Here is a 5,963-nt window from a genome sequence, read left to right as displayed (position 1 = left end):
AACCCGCCCCCGGGGTGGACACGGTTAATGTGGCTGCCCTTTTTTTCTTGTTCCGATGTTTGTTTTTCCCCAAGGGGGGGGGGGGGGGGGGGGGGGGGGGGGGCGGGTGGGGGGGCCCCCCCCCCCCCCGCCGCTCACTTCTCCACGAAGACGACCTCCGTCGGCCCGTGCGTCATCTTCACGACCTGCCCGTCGACCTCGACGATGTGGTGCATGCCGTTGAACACGCCGGGCCTGCCCGGGACGTAGAACCGGTCGTCCCAGGCTCCCGCCAGGTAGGCGCGGAAGCAGGCGAGGGACGGGTTCGTCGGGTTCAGGTCCAGGTAGTCCTTCAGCCGGCGGAAGAGCTTCGGGAGGATGACGGCCCCCTTGTCGTCGGTGAGCGAGGACAGTCCGGCGACCTCGGCCCCCTTGAGGGTCTTGTCCACCTCCCACACGCCCTTCTCCGCGGCCTGCGCCGCGGCGGCAGCGGCGGTGAGGGAGGCGCGCAGCACCTCGGAGAAGCCGCTGTAGTAGGTCGGGTAGACCAGGCCGTCCGCGATCAGCTGGTGGTTGACCGTCTTCTCCAGCACCGCCTGGTCGACCTCGACCTCGTAGCCGTTGAACGCGGGTGGGTGGCCCTTGCCGACCAGGGCCACGCACCGGCCGAAGGCGTCGGCGCCGCGGGTGAGGATGTAGCCCTGGACGGTCTCGGGGATGGTGCTGATGATCTTCTCGGCTTCGTCCCCGGCCACGGTGCCGGTGCTGGTGCTGGTGCCGGTGCCGGTGCCGGTGCCGGTCCCGCTCCCGGTCTCCGCCTTGTCCCCGGCCCGGTGGAAGTCGGTGAAGCCGACCGCCTTCAGGAGGGCGTCCGCCGCCGCGTGCGCCAGCGGCAGGGGCTGGTGCTGCACCCCGGAGGGAGATTTCTTGTCGCCGTAGTGGGTCTCCAGGGCATCGATGCTGTCCAGGCGGATGGAGGCGTTGCCGAACGCCCCCGGTACGACCGGTCTGGCCCCCGGCACGCGCTTCCAGTCGGCCACGTCGTCCGGGGTGAAGGAGAGCGTGTCCCCGTCGGGTTTGGTGCCCTTCGCGCGGAAGGTGCCCCTGATCAGCAGCATCGGCATGGACATGGCGGCTCCCACGGGTGTCGGGACGAGGACGCGCAGTGCATGCACCCTGAAGCTAGGGATGCCCGGCACCGCCGGACAACCGCCGTTCGGGCGACAACAGCAGCAGCGCCACGTCGTCGCGCGGGCCGCCCCCGGTGAAGGCCGCGAGGTCCCGCCACACCGCCGGGACCAGACCCGCCGGGTCGTTCGCCAGCACCGGCACCCGGACGGCCAGCGGGTAGAAGTGCCCGGCCGCGTCACGCGCCTCGGTGACCCCGTCCGTGTGCGCGAGCAGCCGGTCGCCCGGCAGCAGCGGCAGCTCGGCCACCGCCGGCAGGGCCGGCCCGGTCAGCCCCAGGCCCAGCGGGGGCCCCGGCTCCACGGCCACCTCCGTGACCGCGAACCCCCTGAGCAGCAGCGCCGGCGGATGCCCGCACGACACGATCCGTACGAGGTCCGGCCCGGGCGGGAACTCCAGCAGCAGCGCCGTCGCGAACAGCTCCGGGTGCGCCACGGAATCCGTGGCCGCGTCCGCCGCCAGCCGCCGGTCCAGCCGGGCCGCGACCGCCGCGAGCTCCCGGTCGTCCAGGACCGCCTCGCGGAACGCGCCGAGCAGGGAGGCCACCGTTCCGACGGCCGCCAGCCCGTGCCCCTGTACGTCCCCGACCACCGCCCGCACCCCGTACGGCCCGGCCCGCACGTCGAACAGGTCGCCGCCGACCAGCGTGCCCTGCTGCGCGGCGCGGTACAGCCCGGCGCAGCGCACCCGACCCACCCGCTCCGGCACCGGCGGCAGCACCGCCAGCTGGGCCGCCTCGGCGACCGTCCGCACGCTGACCAGCTGGGCGTCCCGGCGCCGCCGCACCCAGGCGATGATCATGCTGAGCAGCCCGACGGTGGCCACGGTGGCCAGGTCGGAGCCGCGGGCGTGCCCCACCCGGAGCTCGGGGACGCCGAGCAGCAGCAGCACGAGGGCGCCGAAGACGGCGGTGCCGGCGGGCCCGTACGCGAAGGCGGCCACGGCGGGCAGGGCCGCCAGGAAGTAGCCCAGCTCCTCCGTGCGGGTGGTCCACTGGGTGAGGCAGAGCGCGACCAGCGCCACCGCGGGCGCGATCCGGGCCCAGCGCGGCGGCGGTGCCCCCTGCAGCCAGCCCGGCTCCTCCCGTCCGCGTCTCACCCCTCCACCCTGGTACGGCGGCCCGGGCCGCGCACGCCGGGTGGCCCTGCCGGGCGCGGGCCGCGACAGTGGTGGCGTGACGGATACGCAGAGCGCGGCGATCAGCACCCGGCTGAACTGGCTGCGGGCGGGGGTGCTCGGCGCCAACGACGGGATCATCTCCACCGCCGGACTGGTCGTCGGCGTCGCCGGCGCCACCACCTCGCGCACCGCGATCCTCACGGCGGGCGTGGCCGGGCTGCTCGCGGGCTCGCTGTCGATGGCGGCGGGCGAGTACGTGTCGGTCAGCTCGCAGCGCGACTCCGAACGGGCGGCGCTGGACCTGGAGCGGCGGGAGCTGGCGGCGGAGCCGGAAGCGGAGCTGGACGAGCTGACGGAGCTGCTGGCCGCGCGGGGCCTGGGCCGGGAGCTGGCGCGGGAGGCCGCCGAGCAGCTGACGGAACGGGACGCGCTGCGGGCGCACGCCCGGGTGGAGCTGGGGATCGAGCCGGACGAGCTGGCGAACCCGTGGCACGCCGCCTTCGCCAGCCTGGTCGCCTTCACGGTCGGGGCGGCCCTGCCGCTGCTGGCGGTGGTCCTGCCGGGGGCGTCGGAGCGGGTGCCGGTGACGGTGGTGGCGGTGCTGGGGGCGCTGACGCTGTGCGGGGTGGTGAGCGCGCGGCTGGGTGGGGCCCCTGTTCCGCGGGCGGTCCTGCGCAACGTGGTGGGCGGGGCCCTGGCGATGGGCGTCACGTACGCGGTGGGCACGTGGCTGGGCGCCGGCTGAGCGGGTGTGTGCCGCCGGGCACCGCTGCGCGGGGCGAGGGCCCCGACCCGCCCTTCGCCCGTTCCCCGGGCTGCGCCCGGACCCCTCCTGGGGGCTCCGCCCCCAGACCCTCCCCCAGCTACCGCTGGGGGTACCCCCAGCGCCTCAAACGTCGGCGGGGCCGGATCTTCCAGCCGCGCCGGTGCTTGACGCGCGGGCGCGGTAGCGCCGTGTGGTGACGCGTACCGGCACGGAGCGCCGGATTCCCCCGGAGCCGCGCCGCGCCCAGGGCCGGGGCGGAGCCCGGAGTCTTTCCAGCCGCGCCGGCGTTTGAGGCGAGAACGGGTGAAGGGCGGGGAGGGGCAAGCCCCGCGCAGCGGCCCACCACCCGCACCCGGCCCACCGGCCCCCGCCACCCGGACCGACCCCGCCCGGGGCCGACGGACGGAGTCCGGCGCAGCGGCGCGAAGCCGGGGAGGCCGCCTGCGGCCGAGCCGCGCGAGCGGCGCGTTGAAAATGCAAACCTGGGCCCATGCGCATCGCCATCACCGGAGCTTCCGGACTCATCGGCAAGGCCCTCGTCCGCTCCCTGCACGCCGACGGCCACGACACCGTCCGCTTCGTGCGCCGCGACCCCGCGCGGGAGGGGGAGGCGCGGTGGGATCCCCGCAGCGGGTACGTCGACCCCGCCGGGCTGCGCGGGTGCGACGCCGTCGTGCACCTGGCCGGGGCCGGGGTCGGGGACCACCGATGGACGGACGCGTACAAGCGGGAGATCCGCGACAGCCGGGTGCTGGGGACCGCCGCCGTCGCCCGGGCCGTGGCGGCGCTCGACTCCCCGCCGCCCGTGCTCGTGTGCGGGTCGGCCGTCGGGTACTACGGGGACACGGGGGACCGGGCCGTGGACGAGTCCGCCCCCGCCGGACGCGGGTTCCTGCCCTCCGTCTGCGTCGAGTGGGAGGCCGCCGCGGCCCCCGCCCGAGAGGCCGGGATCCGGACCGTGTTCGCCCGCACCGGGCTGGTGGTCGCCGCCGAGGGCGGGGCCTGGGGGCGGATGTTCCCGCTCTTCAAGGCCGGCCTCGGCGGCCGGCTCGGCAGCGGCCGCCAGTACTGGTCGTTCATCTCCCTGCACGACGAGGTCGCCGCCCTGCGGTTCCTGATGGAGACGCCCGGACTGTCCGGGCCGTTCAACCTCACCGCCCCACAGCCCCTGACCAACCGCGAGGTCACCGCCGCCATGGGCCGCGTGCTGCGCCGTCCGGCCCTGTTCGCCGTCCCGGCCCCCGCCCTGCGCCTCGTACTCGGGGAGCTCTCGCAGGACGTGCTGGGCAGTCAGCGGGCGCGCCCCGCCCGGCTGATGGAGTCCGGGTTCGTGTTCGCGTACCCCGGCATCGAGGAGTCGATCAGGGCGGCCATCAACAAGTAAAGACGGGAGCAGGGGCGCGATCGTGTGCGACCGTTCGTGACCCGTGTGCGACCGTCGTGCGACCGGAGTTGTGCGCAATCCCCACCCGGACTCGGGTTCTCCTGGAGCCCGTTGGGGGAAGGAGGTTCCCCACACAAGCCGCGCCGACCTCGGGGAGGGGCACGTGCTCAGCAGCTCACACCATGCCGCACATCACGCGGACGTCGTCATCGTAGGAGCCGGAGTCTCAGGACTCGCGGCCGCGCACCACCTGATCGCGGCAGGGATCACCGTCAGCGTCCTGGAGACCGCCGACGACCCCGGCGGCCGCATGGCCACCGAATCGGCCGACGGGTTCCGGCTCGACCGCGTCGGCCAGCTCCTCAACACCGCCTACACCGAACCCGCCCGCACCCCGGGCCTCACGGGGCTGGTCCTGCGCCCCTTCGCCCCCGGCGTCCTGGTGCACGGCGCCGACGGCAGGCAGCAGCGGGCCGGGGCCCTGACCCCCGCCCGCGCGCTCGCCAGCGGCTCCCTCGACCAGGCCCGCTTCAGCGCCGCCCTCGGCCGGCTCGCGGCGCTGCCCCTGGAGCGCGTGCTCGCCCGGCCCGAACGCACCGCGCTCGCCGCCCTCGGCTCCCGCGGCCTGCCCCCGCGCACCGTGGCCGGCGTCCTGCGCCCCCTGCTGTCCACCCTGCTCCGCGACCCGGAGCTCACCACCTCCAGCCGCGTCGCCGACCTCGCGCTGCGCACCTTCGCCAGAGGCCGCCTCGCGGTGCCCGAGGGCGGCGCGGCCACCCTGCCCGGGCTGCTCGCGGCCGCCCTGCCGCCCGGCACGATCCGCACCGGCATCCGGGTGCGGTCGGTGGCGACGAACCTCGTCACCACCGAGGAGCACGGCGAGTTCGGCTGTCGCGCCGTCCTGCTCGCCACCGGTGCCCGGGCCGCCGCCGAACTCCTCCCGGGGCTGCGCGTGCCGGCCTTCCACGAGGTCACCGTCATCCACCACGCGACCCCCGAACCCCTGCCCTGGGACGGCTCCCTGCTCCTGGACGCCGACCCGAAGTGGCCGCTCGCCCACACCACCGTGATGAGCGCCGTCGACCCCACCCGGGCCCCCGCCGGCCGCAGCCTGGTCACCACCACCGTGCACGGCCCGCCGCCGCCCGCCCGGACGGTCGCCTCCCGGCTGGCCCGGCTGTACGAGACCCGGACGCGGGACTGGGAGCTGCTGGCCGTCCACCACACCCCGGAGGCCGTCCCGGCGATGCCCCCGCCCCACGACAGGCAGCGGCCCGTACGGGTCCTGGCCGGGCTCTACGTCTGCGGGGACCACCGCGACTCCAACACCGTCCAGGGCGCCCTGCACTCCGCCCGCCGCGCCGCGACCGCCCTGCTGCGCGACTTCGGCATCCCGCTGCCCGCCCGGCCGGAGCCCGCCCTCCCGGCGGCCGCCTGAAAACCACCGGCCAGGGGGGGGGGGGGGGGGGGGGGGGGGGGGGGGGGGGGGGGGGGGGGGGGGGGGAAAAAGGGCCCGGGAGGTGGGAA

General features: G+C 76.1%; 5 protein-coding genes. 3 read left to right on the top strand and 2 right to left on the bottom strand.

The window, feature by feature from the left end; all coding sequences use genetic code 11:
* Positions 1 to 134 precede the first annotated feature (134 nt).
* Positions 135 to 1,109, bottom strand: coding sequence for a nuclease (locus tag ACZ7IF_RS38805; protein ID WP_470981690.1), 975 nt, complete (start codon positions 1,107 to 1,109; stop codon positions 135 to 137).
* Positions 1,110 to 1,161: 52 nt separating this feature from the next.
* A complete protein-coding gene (locus ACZ7IF_RS38800) occupies positions 1,162 to 2,235 on the bottom strand; it encodes a PP2C family protein-serine/threonine phosphatase (RefSeq protein ID WP_470981692.1) in 1,074 nt (357 codons plus the stop codon).
* Positions 2,236 to 2,341: 106 nt separating this feature from the next.
* Between ACZ7IF_RS38800 and ACZ7IF_RS38795 the strand changes: the two genes are divergently transcribed.
* From ACZ7IF_RS38795 to ACZ7IF_RS38785, 3 genes are all read left to right on the top strand, one after another.
* On the top strand, positions 2,342 to 3,031 hold the full coding sequence (locus tag ACZ7IF_RS38795; RefSeq protein WP_470981688.1) for a VIT1/CCC1 transporter family protein: 690 nt from the start codon (positions 2,342 to 2,344) through the stop codon (positions 3,029 to 3,031).
* A gap of 511 nt (positions 3,032 to 3,542) precedes the next feature.
* Entirely contained in the window at positions 3,543 to 4,436 is an 894-nt protein-coding gene (locus tag ACZ7IF_RS38790; RefSeq protein ID WP_470981686.1) for a TIGR01777 family oxidoreductase, read from the top strand.
* A gap of 163 nt (positions 4,437 to 4,599) precedes the next feature.
* Entirely contained in the window at positions 4,600 to 5,874 is a 1,275-nt protein-coding gene (locus ACZ7IF_RS38785; protein WP_470981684.1) for an FAD-dependent oxidoreductase, read from the top strand.
* The last annotated feature ends 89 nt before the right edge of the window (positions 5,875 to 5,963 follow it).

This window comes from Streptomyces sp. NPDC037421 (genome assembly GCF_055602105.1).
This window is presented reverse-complemented; position numbering and strand designations above follow the sequence as displayed.

What these genes read in the sequence shown, in the direction of transcription:
- ACZ7IF_RS38805 (WP_470981690.1), bottom strand. Translation starts at nt 1,109, where the DNA reads ATGTCCATGCCGATGCTGCTGATCAGGGGCACCTTCCGCGCGAAGGGC.
- ACZ7IF_RS38790 (WP_470981686.1), top strand. Translation starts at nt 3,543, where the DNA reads ATGCGCATCGCCATCACCGGAGCTTCCGGACTCATCGGCAAGGCCCTC.